Genomic DNA, 12,910 nt, shown 5'->3' with positions numbered 1-12,910 from the left:
ATTATTGACTTAATAAAGCTTTAATATTACTTTTCAAATGCTCTATGACTTTATTTATATTGTATTAAATATAATCTAAGTATGGAGTTGATATAATGGAAAAACAAATACTAATATCAAGTTATGATGAAGAAAACGATACCTTTATGGGTAAAATTGATGGACGAAATGGATATTGTGCTGACTATGGCATATCTGATGGGGTTTTCCTAAGTGTTGATAAGGATAATATGCCTGCATCTGTATTTATCAGCAATGCATCTAAAGTGTTTGACATCTCAAAACAAATTTTGGAAAATGCTAATGTTAAAATAGACATTGATTGTGACAGCATCTGCTTATATTTCACAATGTTTATTGAAAATTCCGAAATCTGCTCAATAAGATGCAAAAACAGCTACGGAATTCCAAACATCAACTTTGAAATGGATAGTAACTACTAAGGTTACTATCTCAAATTTTAAATAGGACTTAAAAAATACTATTAAATAGTTTTCAATACTCAAAATTTAATGTAATTGGAGTGGTTAATTTGAATAATCAAAATATTAAAGTTAAACCTGGAGATGAAATTGTTATTGTCTTGCCTGAAAGCGCCGTTGAAGGTGATGAAATTGAAATCAATCTTGATGAGCTCGGCATTGACTTGGAAGCTTTAGGGGATAATGTTAATATTGTAATTCAAGTTGAAGGCGATGATATTGAAGAAGATTCTCTTTTTGATGATGAAGATGAAATATTGGAGCCTAATGAATGGTATTTCGATGATGATCCATACAAAATTGTTTATTATGAATTCCCTGATTTTGATTAGGTGTTAATATGGATAATATACCTTATTATGTTTTTGATGAAGATGATGAATCTCGCCTTATGAGTCAAAACGGCGAAGCTTATATTGATGATGAAGAATTGAGGGCATTGCTGATAGATCTGTTAGGTGATAACGTGCCTGAAGAGGAAATTCAAAAAATCTTAAAAGCCGCTTCTGATGAAAATATTTCAGATGAGGATTTTGACAAGTTGGTGGATGATTTTATTTTAAAAAATAAATCCTGATTTTTTCTATTTTTAGTTAAAAAATAAAACATTTATATATAATGATAAAGTAATATTTTATTATCATTATTCTTTAAGGCTCTTTTTTGCTCTCAAAAATTAAGCTATTAATTATCTTGCAAATAGTTTTAATTGAAAAGAGGCTTACAGACTGCGATTATTATATTATTAGTTACATTTATTTAGGTGAAATAATGGCAATTTCTCAAGGAAAATCAACAAGAAGTCCATCCGGTGCAAGAAATGTTGCAAACCGTGGAAAAAGAAAATCTGAATTAGGCAGAGACCCTGCTGAAACAAGATTAGATGAAAAAAAATTAAGAAAAATTAGAACTCGTGGCGGAAACGAAAAACTCAGATTAGCTACAGGTAATAAAATCAACGTTACTGATGCTAACGGTAAAACCCAAGTATTAGACATTCTTGGTGTAATTGAAAACACCGCAAACCCTAACTACGTAAGAAGGAACATCATTACCAAAGGTGCTATCGTAGAAACTCCTGAAGGTAATGCTAAAGTAACATCCAGACCTGGTCAGGATGGTGTTATTAACGGAATTTTAATTTAAGATTTTTTCTTAAATTCTCTTTTTTTTTAAATTTTTTTCAAAAATATTAACTATAATTATATACTTGTTTTAACCATATTATATAATGATAATTAATTATAGGAGATATGATGTCAGACGATAAAATTAGTATGAATCATGGTGCTGGTGGAGAAGTAATGGCAAATTTGATTGCCAGCACTGTTTTGGATAATATCACTAAAAAAAGTGTAAACGGTGGTATTAGTTTAGATGCATTAGATGATGGAGCTTCTATTCCGATCGATGACTGGGAGATTGTTGTAACAACTGATGGCCATACTATTGACCCATTATTCTTCCCTGGAGGGGATATCGGTAGAATTTCAGCAGCAGGAACAATCAATGATGTTTCTGTTATGGGAGCACGTCCATTGGCAATTTCTAATGCAATAATTATGCAGGAAGGATTTCCAATAGATGATTTGGACAGAATCATGAAATCACTGAATGAAACCTGTGAGGAAGTTGATGTGGCTGTTATTACTGGAGACACTAAAGTAATGCCTCAGGATAAGCTTGACGGAATTGTCATGGTAACTACTGGTGTAGGAATTGCTAAAAAAGGCGAAGTAATCCGAGATTCAACTTTAGAGGTTGGAGATAAGATTATTGTCACTGGAAGCTTAGGTGATCATGGTATGAGTCTGATGTCATTTAGGGAAGGTTTCGGATTTGAAACTGATTTGAAATCTGATGTGGCTCCTATGTGGAATATTATTAAGAAAGCTCTTGATATTGGGGGAGTTACTGCTATGAAAGACCCTACTCGCGGAGGATTTGCAAATGCTATTAATGAAATGGCTTCAAAAGCAGGTGTTGGTGTTGTATTGGAACAAGAGGCAATACCTATCAGAGAAGAGGTTCATGCAGTATCTGAAATGTTAGGCATTGATCCATTTGAAGTAGCTAATGAAGGAAAAGTGGTGATGGGAGTTAAGGCTGATAAGGCTGAAGAAATCCTTGAAGCTATTAAGAGTGAAAAATATGGGGAAAATGCAGCAATAATTGGTGAAGTTGTAGAAGGAGATTATGTGGTCGTAAATACTCCAATTGGTGGTGAAAGAATATTGGAAGCACCAATTGCCGATCCGGTTCCTAGAGTTTGTTAGGTGATTATATGGTAAGTATTTTTTCAAGAAGAATTATCGCATATGTACTGGATTTCTTTGTTGTCTCAGCAGTAATGTGGATTCTATCATATTTATTGTCCCTTATATTTAGTCCTATTGACATCATTTCAGTTTATGGTATATTTCCATTCATTGTTCCTATTTTAGGTTTTGCCTACTTTGTATTTTTCGAAAAAGCCAAAGGCGCCACTGTAGGCAAGGCAATCATGTATTTGGAAGTAAGGTCAAGAAATGGTTCAAATATTACATGGGCTCAATCCATTGTGCGTAATCTGACAAAAATTTACTGGATTCCAATCATTTTCGATTGGTTAGTAGGTAGATTCATGAATACTGACAGATTATTTGGCAATCTTACAAGAACTGTTGTTGTAAATATGATTTAAGCATATTTCTTTATTTATTGATTTTTTATGATTAAAAAGGTTCAGGTTCTTTGGTATTTAAACAAGGAAGATTTGGAAAACTATTGCATTGATTTTAAGGAATATAAATCCCATAAACTTGAGGGATATGAGATTTGTGATGTTGATGAAGATTTGATTTATGATTTATGTGATAGGGATCCTGATAGATTGGAACCTCTGGGATATTTTAAAAACATTAAGGAAATTGAAAACTATCTATCAGACACCATCACCAACAATGAATTTGATTTGGAGATTGGGTCTCCCGAACTTGAAAGCAAAATAAATAATGCTTGCGCAAATATTGATTTTTCTGGAGAAGATTATTATATCTCCATTGATGATGGTGAAAGGATAGCTAGTTGGTTTGATGCTTTAAGAAAGGAATATAACAGCTCTTCTAAAGATAATGTTTGGGTTTTGGCAGTAACAGGCTATGACCCGTATGATTTGTCATTGACAGGCCGCACACTATCTTATATTCTGGCAGATATATTGAATTTAAACGAATCATCACTGGATAATCTGATACCAAACAAAGGACACATAACCGTTGAAGAGTGGAATGAAATTTTAGATAAGGTTTATAAGAAAAATAAAATATATTTGGGTTTGCATAGGGTTGTTTAACTAAATTTCACCTTTTTTAAATTCACTTGGTTCGAAATAGGATATTTTTGCAAAGCCATTATCTATCAGTTCTTTGTTAATGTCTTCGGTATCTGTGTATACGATAGCTAATGTTCTGCCGTATTTGTCTTCTGGCTGTAAATCATCTATATCCAAGTAAACTGTTTTTCCAAGGCATTTGTCTTCAACAAACTTTTTGGCATCGCTGAATCCTGATTCATTTACATCCGGAGTTTTTACCTGAACCAGTTGGACTTTACCTATTCCGTAAACCTGAATTGTATTTCCGTCAATTACTTCAACACATTTTCCCGCATTTTCATATTGTATTGACTTATTGGAGATAGTTAATGTACCTGTTTTGTTTTCAACCGTGTTATTGTCCTGAAGGAGTGCATTAGCTAGTGTAAGGCCAACTGATATTAAAAAAATTGTCAGTAAAATTAAAGAAATTTTTTGTTTATTCATTTTTAAAATGCTCACAGTAACGTTTGTATCTGCATGACCTGCATTTGTTCGGATTTTTAGTTGGAATAAACGGTTTTGAACCTTCCAACAGTCCCTGCATTCTCTCGATTGTAAATTTTATTTCCTTTTCGACTTCAGGTGTAAATATTTCAATCCAGAATAGATTTGATGTTCCACGTTCCCTTAAGGCAGCTTTAATTTTACGTGAATCTCCAGTCATGCTTTTAAAGGCAAGACAATATGCTCTTACCTGGTTCATTGTTGACTGGTAAGGTGTACGCCCCGGTTTATCATCGATTATTACAATTTCATCAGGTTTCATCCATATTTCATCAATGAATCCTCTTATTCCGTATTCCGGTGCGACTACAAAGCACTCTCTGGATAATATTGCATTTTCTTTTGATGTTTCAACAGCATCTTCAAATGTTGCTGGGGTTGCGTCCTGTTTGAAGATGTCTTCCAGCTGCTGGTGAATCTCACTTCCATGGGTCATCTCGGATGTAGGTGCAGTTTCTATACCTTTCATGTACTGGAGATATATCTGGTATTCGCAATATCCCTGTTGGTTGAGCCAGCTAATTGGGAAATTGTTTTTTCCTTCAATTATTTGAACACCTTTTATTGATGGATGGTTTTTAATTTCGTATTCTTTTTTGTATTCGGTAATGTTTTTTTGTTCCATAATTTTATTTTGTAATTTGTAATACTAATCATTTGCTCTAGGTATTTTTTTATATACTTATTTTGATAAAACTTAGGTTATGCATTATGTAAATTCTAAAACTATTTTGTCTAAAAACAATGGAATGAATCTTTATCGCGGATGTACTCATGGCTGTATTTACTGTGATTCACGAAGTAAAATTTACGGTATGAATCATAAATTTGAAGATATTGAGGTAAAGGAGAATTCTTTGGAGTTACTAAAAAAAGAGCTTAGGAAAAGACCTCCATCTATGATTGGAACAGGTTCAATGACAGATCCATATATTCCATTGGAAAAACATTTGAAATATGTTAGAAATGCGTTGGAGATGATTTATAATTACGGTTTTGGATTTACCTGCATTACAAAATCAGATTTGATTTTAAGGGATTTGGATTTGCTTAAAAAGATTAATCAAAAGACCAAAGTTGTTGTGCAGATGACGTTGACGACTGCAGATGATGATTTGTGCAAAATATTGGAGCCGAATGTCTGTCCAACTTCAAGACGTGTCGAGGTTTTAAATATCTTAAAAGATGCTGGAATTCCTACTGTGGTATGGCTGTGCCCGATTCTGCCTTACATTAACGACACTGAAGAAAACATTAATTCGATTTTGGACTATTGTATCGATGCTGAAGTTAAAGGCATATTGTGTCATGGAATGGGTTTAACGCTTAGGGAAGGTAATCGCGAATACTTCTATGGGAAGTTGGATGAGCACTTTCCGGGCCTTAAGGAAAAATACATTGAAAAATATTCTGATAGCTATTCTATTCCAAGTGATGATAATGACAAATTGATGAGGATTTTCAAAAAAAGAACATTCGATAATGGTATTTTAAACAACTTTTCTGAGATATTTGAGTATCTGCATGATTTTCCACAAAAAACATATCAGACCAAACTATTTTAATATTTGTTTTTTTAAATATGTAATATGATGAATTTTAGAGATTTCAATATTTCAGATGATATTTTAAAGGCTATTGATGAGATGGGATTTGAAAAAACTACTCCCATTCAAAAAAAGGCCATTCCATTGGAGCTTGAAGGAAGAGACGTTACCGCTCAGGCACAAACTGGAAGCGGAAAAACAATTGCCTTTACAATACCTATTCTTGAAAAGATTTTTATTCCTGATAAATCTCCACAAGCCATTATTTTATGTCCGACTAGAGAGCTTTCTGTCCAGGTGGCAGGTGAAATTGAGAATGTTGGCAAATACATAAAAAAACTTAAAGTTCTGGCGGTTTATGGAGGCCAGCCAATCGGAAAGCAGACCCGAGTTCTAAAAAAGGGAGTCCATATTATTGTTGGAACTCCCGGTCGTGTAATAGATCATATACAAAGAGGAAACTTGGATTTAATAGGTGTTGAGACTGTTGTGTTGGATGAAGCCGATGAAATGCTTGATATGGGTTTTAGAGATGATATTGAAACAATTTTAAATGATACACCTTACCGAAGGCAGACTCTGCTTTTCTCAGCGACTATTCCTCAGGAGATTAAAAAAATTGCAAAAAATTATCAGAATAATCCTAAATTCATAAAGATTGATTCAAACAAAAAAAATAATCCGAAAATTACTCAGTATTCATTTAAAACCAATCATAAATATAAATTCGATGATTTATGCAAATTATTTGGAGTATATGATATCAAATCAGCCTTGATATTTTGCAACACTAAAAAGGGTGTGGATTTTGTTTTCAAAAACCTTAAAAAAAGAGGTTATTCTTCACAGGAACTGCACGGAGATATGACTCAAAAAACAAGGGATAATGTAATGAATAAATTTAGAAATGGCAATATCAGTTTTCTGGTTGCAACTGATGTCGCTTCCCGAGGCCTTGATATTTCAAATTTGGACTTCATTATAAACTATGACGTTCCGCAAAACTATGATTCATACGTTCACAGAATCGGAAGAACCGCAAGGGCAGGCAGTTCCGGATATGCATTTACATTAGTCACTTCCCAGGATATTCTTTCATTTAACAATATCAAAAAACAAAGTAAAGTTAAAATTATTGAAAAAAAGATTCCAACAGATAATGAAATGGAAATGATTGAAAATAAAAGGATTATGGATGAAGTGAAAAAATCAATTAAAATTGATAATTTAGATAAAGAGGTTAATTTGATAAAAAAAAGTTCTTCAAAGGATTTAAGCAGTGAAGAAATAGCTGCTGCATTATTAAAAAAGATAAGGGAAAATTAATTATTTTCCACCATCAATAATGTTATATTTGATTTTTTCATTTTCTAGTTCACGTGTGAATGCCTTACTCATGTCTCCAACGCAAATTGCTAAAACGTTCAATCCTTTACGTGCAGCATTAGCAGTTGCTTGAGGAGCGGCATATTCAATATCGAGAGGTAAACCTAATTTTTTAACGACAGCACGTGAAACAGTTCCGGCAACTGCAACTTTATCGATTGCCTCACCGGTATTTGTTCCTTTATCATAGACATTTTTAATTAATTCCAAATCGCATGATTTGGACCCGCCATCCTTAATTGTCGGAACGTTAATGACTGTAACTTCGCCAACAGTCATGTCGATGAGTCCTGTAAGGTTGGTTAAGGCAACATCCATGTTAGCTTCCACATCATCAAGTACAATGCCTGTTGCATTTTCCTCTTTTTTGTGAGCGTATAGGACTCCACCATCCATAAAAAGACCTACAATATCATCTTTTTTAAGTTCTTCTGTAGCTATTGCCGGCCAGATGGTTTTATAATGGTTCATAGTTTCTAGAACTGAATCAGAATATTTTCTTAAACTGATTGCGTCCTTTTTAACTTTATCAATGCCTGCCTGTGTAATCTTATACGGTGATCTGCCGTCTTTTGAAGTTATATAACCTAATTCGATTAATGTTTTTATATTTTCTGAAACAGCCTGTATTGTGATTCCCAAAGTATTAGCCAAATCTTTCTGTTTGAGGTGAGGGTCTTGTTTAGATATTTCACTTAAAATTTGAAAATGTGTAAGTGCACCTCTTTTTTTAAATGCTTTCATCATGTTCATTCCTCAATCTAAATTGATATATATTATATTTTTAATTTATATTATATAAATTAGTTTGCTATTTTACCGGATAATTCATTATTGAACAGCTCAAGGAATTCTGATTTTTTTTCAAGTGGAATGTAGGCGCCGCATGCCATTGCATGGCCTCCGCCACTACCTCCAACTTCTGAAGCAATTTCACGGATAATATTTCCGAAATGAATTCCATCGTATGAGAGTAATCTGGAGCATCTAAGCGAAACTTTCAATCCGGTTTCATCAGTCTGTGTAAAACCGATAATAGGTTTTTTCCAGTTGCAGTAACCTAAAATCATTCCGGTAACTGTTCCAACAATCTCCGGCTTGATTCCGTCTCCGTCAAAGTACTGAATGTTTTCCATCTCAACAATAGCTGTTTCATCACCTTCGGCAACTTTTGATATGGATGTTGCCAGATTGTATCTGTGGGTTTTGCTTATCTCTTCCAGTTGGTCAAGCGCTTCAATTCTATCTCCCTTCAGAACTTCCATAGCTATCTTTTCTTCATGGTTTCTTCCACATGCATTCATCGCTGTTGAAAACTCGGATCCGTCTCTTAAAAAGCTGTGTTCATCCTCTTTAATGAATGTGTATGAATCTCCAATGATTAATTGCGGAATATATTTCACATATCTTCCAGGAACTGCAGTCGAAATCATTTCAACAAGTCTTTTGAAAAGTTTTCCTTTCTCTTCGTTTGTCAGTTCATTCAGTTTTTTACGGTTGTGCTTTTCATCAATTCCCAATTCCTCTAAAATTGCCATTGTTTCTGTGGTATTGTTTGTTATTGGCAAATTTACATCACTGAAATAGGATAGGGCAACAAAAAGCGGCCTTGAGTTTCTTCCATAGATGTTAATGTCATTTTTGGTCACTTCAAGATAACCTTCATCAATAGCATCCTGCTGGATGTTTTCATTCAAGCCTTCAAAATGACCTGTTTTGGTATTTTGCATATCTCCTATTGCTGATAAAACTCCAATCCAGCTTAAGTCAGTATATCCGAATTCACGGGCAAGAAAATAACATAATCCTCCGCCGCAAACGTAATATGATCCGTCAATGCCATGATGAAGCGGATTGATTTCAAGATATGTGTAGTTTTTTCCATTTCTATAATCCGGATTTCTTAAAGGCGGGTGGTGATCCAGGATTATGATTTTTTGGCCTTCCATTGCCTTTGTGTCAATGCGCTGGCCTGAACCCAAATCGGAAAATATTGTCAGTTCATGTGTCAGTTCAATGTCATCCAGGACATCCAGATTAACAAATTCGATTTCATGTTCCTTATTTTGTCTGTCTAGTATGGTTGATAAGATTGCACCTGAACAGATTCCGTCGCAGTCAATGTGAGAGTAAACCTTGATATCCTCGCTGTTTTCAATAATCTCTTTTGCTTCGATGAACTGTTCGTGCATGGTTTGTGGTATTTGCATAGTAATCAGTTTCTAATTTCTTTAATCTTTAAACTTACTTCTTTTAGTAATTCCAATTTTGTTTTATCCCATTCAACAAGTATTCTTCCGGATTTCTCATACCATTTTCCGGGATATGCTCTTTCCTTTTGAATGCTGTATTGAAGGCCCAATCTTTTTAATGCCCTTTCAATATCCGAAAGGCTAGGTTCTTTAACGGCAATTTCTTTTGAGACTTTACGACCTTGGGATAAACTTAAATTCTTGTCTAAATATTGTGGCCATATTGTAATCATTTCATCACCTATTTGATTTGATTTTCAAAGACTTCCAGTGCATCTTTTACAACTAAGTCCATATTGTAATATTTGTATTTGGCAAGTCTTCCTAAAAAGATAACATTTTCTTCTTTTTTCATTTCCTCTTCGTATAATTTGAATTTGTCGAGATATTCCTGTGTAGGATATGGGTAGCATTTTTCACCATTGAATCCTGGATATTCTCTCATGATTGCGGTTTTGCCTTCAACTTCCTGCCATGTGAGCTTTTTAAACTCGGTAATCCTTGTGAAGTATGGATCATTAGGGTAGTTGACAACAGCAACATCCTGGAATGAATCCTCATCTACAATCTCATATACGAAGTTCAGGCATCTGTATAGGAGTTCTCCATATTTGTAATCATAAAAGTAATCGATAGGGCCTGTATAGATTAATGTTTCATAATTTATTTTGTCAATGTAGTCCTTATAGTCTGAATTGAGTCCCACATGGATTTTGTCGGATTTAATCATGTTTTCACACATTTTTGTAAATCCTTCCTTTGGCATGCCCTGATAGGTATCAGCAAAGTATCTGTCGTCATGATTGAATCTGAACGGAATTCTTGAAATGACGCTGGAGCTTAAATTGGCGGCTGAAGTTCCCCACTGCTTTTCAGTGTAGTTTTTAAACAGTTTGTTGTAGATGTCACGGCCTGCATTTTTAAGCACGACGTCTTCTGATGATTTTACCTCATCAATGTCTTCCTTGTGCTCGTCAATCCACTCTTTCATTGAATCTTCATCCAAATCCAAATCATAAAGTGCATTCAATGTATCGATACAAATTGGCATAGGTACCAGTTTTCCGTCGACATAGCTTAAAACTCTGTGCACATAGTCATTCCATTCGGTAAACTGTGAGAGGTAATCATGTACTTTCTTTTCGTTTGTATGGTAGATGTGAGGTCCGTATTTTTGCACTAAAATGCCGTCATCATAAAAATCATACACGTTTCCGCCGATGTGGTCACGTTTTTCAATAATCAGTACCTCTTCGTCCAGTTCATTTGCAATTCTCTCAGCTATTGTAAGACCGGAAAGTCCGGCTCCCACAATCACGTATTTATAATCACTCATAATCTTACTCCTTTTGAAATTGAATTTTGGATTCAATCGCTGTTGTCATTGAAGATAATAACATTCTTGATTTAAAATCACTTTTATGAATCTTTTTAAGCTTATTGACTTTTTTAAGCAATAGTTTGTTTTCTTCTTTTGTAAATGGTGAACCTTTCCATGTGTGCATCCAGTGAAGCAGATGCGGATTAAGAGATACAGTCTGCACCTCTTTAGAAAAGCCTTCAGTTTTTCTTCTGCAGTAAACGTAAGCTTCCATCAGTTCATCCAAAAGCCTTACATTAACGGTATTGGTAATGGATTTGTCGTCAGGCAAATCACGTATATAATAGTCATAAGAGATGAAATTGTTGAGATATACGATTCCTTTGGCGTTTAGGAGAGCTTCCAGGGTAAATGCCATGTCATCTCCGGTAACATATTTCTTAAACCTTAAGTTATTGTCCATGATAAGTTCTCTTTTATAGATTTTACACCATACTGAAGGCTGCATTTTCAAAAGATCAGGTTCCTGTTCGATATCATCAACATGAATGACATCCAGAGGTTTGTCTCTTGGATAAGTTACCTCTAATGTTTTTCCGTATAAAAATCTCTCAACCACATTGTCCCATAGTGCATCGGGGATGTCCAGAAAGTTTGCAGACTCAAATGTCTCATCAGGATAGCTGCTTTCCAAATCATCTTTATATGGGGAATATGACTTTTGAACGCTTCCGCCGTATTCGAATATTCTTCTAAACCGTGCAAAAGCCAGCTCGACATCATATTTTTTTGCCGCTTCATATAATTTCTCACATGCGTCAGGTGTGTATCTGTCATCAGGGTCTAAAAACATGATATAATCGCCGGTACATGCTTCGATACCTGTGTTTCGGGGAGTATGTGCTCCTCCGCTGTTGGTTTCATGATGAATTGCAACACAGCAGTCGTATTTTTCAGCATATTCGTCGATTACTTCACCAGACCCGTCAGTTGAGCAATCATTGACCATGATAATTTCCAAATTTTCATTTCCAATAGTCTGGTTTATAAGAGAGTCGATACCGCCTCTGAGGTGGTCTCCAACATTAAAGATTGGTAAAATAATGCTTATCTTATCATTCATTTTCTTCTCTCCAGGTTTTAAATAATAGTTCCATCATGTCTTGAACTGTGTAAGTGTCAGGGTAAATGTAGGCAACTTTATAAATGTCGAGGATTCTTGCGGTGATTGGGCCGATACAGACGGTTAATAAATTTTCATTCAGGAGTTTTGCGAGTTTTTTCTTGTCATCAGCTATTTCAAAGAAGTTTCGAACAGTTAATGGGCTTGTAAAAGTAATTGCATCAATTTGGTTGTTTTCAATTTTTTCGATAAGCTCTTTTACTGCATCTTCATCCATTGGAAAGAGTGACATGTATGCTTCAGCCAATATTACTTTATTTCCAAGTTCTTCAAGACCTTCCGGTAAAACCGCTCTTGCAGAAGCGGTTCTTGGAATTCCAATGGTTTTGCCTGTAATTTTTTGCCTTTCAAATTCCCCAATAAGGCCTTCTGCCGTAAAATCATGTGGCATCAAATCAACTTTAAGACCTTGCTTTTCAACAAGTCTTCCGGTTTTATTTCCGATAACGGCTATTTTGCAATCAAGACTTTTTAAAAAGTCAGGGTAGAATTTATTCAGTGAAACAATAGTCGTTGGGGATGTGAAAACAATCCAATCAAGTTCATCTTTTCTTTCGACTAATTCCTTTAAGGATTGTGAATTTATAGGTTTCAAATCAAGTGTTGGGGCCAGAACAGCTTCACCGCCCAACTCTTCAACAATATCACAAGCCTTTTTTGCCCTATCTTTCGGCCTTGTTATTGCAACAACAGGTTTTGACATTTAAATTACCTTCATTAATTTATAATGTTTTATATTTTGTTTTTATTTGTTTATAATGTTTGTTAATTTATTCTTTCATAAAAATTGTTTTAACTATGTAAAATTGTTTTAATTTAGTAAAATTGCTTTTATTATGTTTTATTTTCTTTTTTAAAAATAGAAAAATATATATTT

At 34.4% G+C, this 12,910-nt stretch carries 17 protein-coding genes; 9 read left to right on the top strand and 8 right to left on the bottom strand.

The features are described from left to right. Positions 1-95: 95 nt before the first annotated feature. The 7 genes from IJL02_RS09270 to IJL02_RS09240 all read left to right on the top strand — a co-directional run bounded on the left by IJL02_RS09270 (position 96) and on the right by IJL02_RS09240 (position 3,816). Complete coding sequence (locus IJL02_RS09270) at positions 96-443, top strand: hypothetical protein (protein ID WP_292815470.1); 348 nt, start codon at positions 96-98, stop codon at positions 441-443. An 89-nt stretch (positions 444-532) separates the two neighbouring features. After that, positions 533-814: a hypothetical protein gene (locus tag IJL02_RS09265; RefSeq protein WP_292815467.1), complete on the top strand. Its 282-nt coding sequence runs from the start codon at positions 533-535 to the stop codon at positions 812-814. Positions 815-822: 8 nt separating this feature from the next. Continuing rightward, positions 823-1,059 carry a hypothetical protein gene (locus tag IJL02_RS09260; RefSeq protein ID WP_292815464.1) on the top strand — a complete coding sequence of 79 codons (237 nt, stop codon included), beginning with the start codon at positions 823-825 and terminating at the stop codon, positions 1,057-1,059. Between the two features lie 194 nt (positions 1,060-1,253). Continuing rightward, positions 1,254-1,628, top strand: a complete 375-nt coding sequence (locus IJL02_RS09255) for a 30S ribosomal protein S8e (RefSeq protein ID WP_292815461.1) — start codon at positions 1,254-1,256, stop codon at positions 1,626-1,628. A gap of 110 nt (positions 1,629-1,738) precedes the next feature. Then, on the top strand, positions 1,739-2,758 hold the full coding sequence (hypE, locus tag IJL02_RS09250) for a hydrogenase expression/formation protein HypE (RefSeq protein WP_292815457.1): 1,020 nt from the start codon (positions 1,739-1,741) through the stop codon (positions 2,756-2,758). A gap of 8 nt (positions 2,759-2,766) precedes the next feature. After that, the gene (locus IJL02_RS09245; RefSeq protein WP_292815454.1) at positions 2,767-3,165 is read left to right on the top strand and encodes an RDD family protein; all 399 of its coding nucleotides are present in this window, start codon (positions 2,767-2,769) and stop codon (positions 3,163-3,165) included. Between the two features lie 27 nt (positions 3,166-3,192). Next, positions 3,193-3,816, top strand: coding sequence for a hypothetical protein (locus IJL02_RS09240; RefSeq protein WP_292815451.1), 624 nt, complete (start codon positions 3,193-3,195; stop codon positions 3,814-3,816). On the opposite strand, the gene IJL02_RS09235 is transcribed toward IJL02_RS09240, so the two are convergent. Both IJL02_RS09235 and cas4 read right to left on the bottom strand, forming a co-directional pair. Next, positions 3,817-4,284: a thermonuclease family protein gene (locus IJL02_RS09235; protein WP_292815446.1), complete on the bottom strand. Its 468-nt coding sequence runs from the start codon at positions 4,282-4,284 to the stop codon at positions 3,817-3,819. Continuing rightward, positions 4,277-4,969 (bottom strand): CRISPR-associated protein Cas4, encoded by a 693-nt coding sequence (cas4, locus tag IJL02_RS09230; protein ID WP_292815442.1) that lies wholly within the window; start codon positions 4,967-4,969, stop codon positions 4,277-4,279. Before cas4 ends, IJL02_RS09235 begins: the two co-directional genes overlap by 8 nt. Before the next feature lie 79 nt (positions 4,970-5,048). Here cas4 and IJL02_RS09225 point away from each other — a divergent pair, with 79 nt between their 5' ends. Then, the gene (locus tag IJL02_RS09225; protein WP_292815439.1) at positions 5,049-5,909 is read left to right on the top strand and encodes a radical SAM protein; all 861 of its coding nucleotides are present in this window, start codon (positions 5,049-5,051) and stop codon (positions 5,907-5,909) included. A 24-nt stretch (positions 5,910-5,933) separates the two neighbouring features. Then, a complete protein-coding gene (locus IJL02_RS09220; protein WP_292815434.1) occupies positions 5,934-7,217 on the top strand; it encodes a DEAD/DEAH box helicase in 1,284 nt (427 codons plus the stop codon). Here the strand turns inward: IJL02_RS09220 and IJL02_RS09215 are convergent, their stop codons facing one another. Genes IJL02_RS09215 through IJL02_RS09190 form a run of 6 tightly spaced genes read right to left on the bottom strand, consistent with a single transcriptional unit; the run spans position 7,218 to position 12,736 of the window. Continuing rightward, complete coding sequence (locus IJL02_RS09215) at positions 7,218-8,021, bottom strand: winged helix-turn-helix transcriptional regulator (protein ID WP_292815594.1); 804 nt, start codon at positions 8,019-8,021, stop codon at positions 7,218-7,220. 59 nt (positions 8,022-8,080) lie between these two features. Beyond that, the gene (gene recJ / locus IJL02_RS09210) at positions 8,081-9,487 is read right to left on the bottom strand and encodes a single-stranded-DNA-specific exonuclease RecJ (RefSeq protein WP_292815431.1); all 1,407 of its coding nucleotides are present in this window, start codon (positions 9,485-9,487) and stop codon (positions 8,081-8,083) included. Between the two features lie 5 nt (positions 9,488-9,492). Continuing rightward, the gene (locus IJL02_RS09205; protein WP_292815429.1) at positions 9,493-9,762 is read right to left on the bottom strand and encodes a signal recognition particle subunit SRP19/SEC65 family protein; all 270 of its coding nucleotides are present in this window, start codon (positions 9,760-9,762) and stop codon (positions 9,493-9,495) included. An 8-nt stretch (positions 9,763-9,770) separates the two neighbouring features. Next, a complete protein-coding gene (gene glf, locus IJL02_RS09200; protein ID WP_292815426.1) occupies positions 9,771-10,865 on the bottom strand; it encodes a UDP-galactopyranose mutase in 1,095 nt (364 codons plus the stop codon). A 4-nt stretch (positions 10,866-10,869) separates the two neighbouring features. After that, positions 10,870-11,973 (bottom strand): glycosyltransferase, encoded by a 1,104-nt coding sequence (locus tag IJL02_RS09195; RefSeq protein WP_292815423.1) that lies wholly within the window; start codon positions 11,971-11,973, stop codon positions 10,870-10,872. After that, positions 11,966-12,736 (bottom strand): uroporphyrinogen-III synthase, encoded by a 771-nt coding sequence (locus IJL02_RS09190; RefSeq protein WP_292815419.1) that lies wholly within the window; start codon positions 12,734-12,736, stop codon positions 11,966-11,968. Before IJL02_RS09190 ends, IJL02_RS09195 begins: the two co-directional genes overlap by 8 nt. Between the last annotated feature and the right edge of the window lie 174 nt (positions 12,737-12,910).

This window comes from Methanobrevibacter sp. (genome assembly GCF_017427765.1).
In the GTDB taxonomy this organism is placed as follows: domain Archaea; phylum Methanobacteriota; class Methanobacteria; order Methanobacteriales; family Methanobacteriaceae; genus Methanocatella.
This window is presented reverse-complemented; position numbering and strand designations above follow the sequence as displayed.